Below are 350 nucleotides of genomic sequence, written 5' to 3'. Positions count from 1 at the left end.
ATAATTGATAATTGCGCCAATGTCTGATTCCAGTTGTGTACTGGCTTATTCCATTTTGCACATATATTCTCCTGGACAAGGAATAAAAGTTTCATGAGTGCGTCTTCCGACTGGAAGGCGCCTTTTGATTTGGTAACGGCGCGAAGCTGCCTGTGGAAGCCTTCAATAATATTTGTGGTATACATTATTCGGCGGATGTCTTTGTTGTACTGAAAATAGCTACTGAGTCGMGGCCAATTCTTTCGCCAGGATTCGATCACCTTGGGATATCGGGCGCCCCAGTTGGATTCCAATTGATCAAGGCTGCGYTCTGCCTGGTCAGTAGTGGTCGCCTYGTAGACATTTTGGAG

Annotated in this window: 1 protein-coding gene; it reads right to left on the bottom strand. The window is 45.8% G+C overall.

What is annotated here, in order from left to right; translation table 11 throughout:
- Window positions 1-350: transposase (locus tag AC1DCV_RS35850; RefSeq protein WP_477027693.1), on the bottom strand; the 350-nt coding region annotated here is incomplete at both ends.

The sequence above is a fragment of the Chitinophaga sp. 10T418 genome (assembly GCF_056394125.1).
Note: the sequence above shows the minus strand (reverse complement) of the source record. Positions and strands in the feature narration are given on the sequence as shown.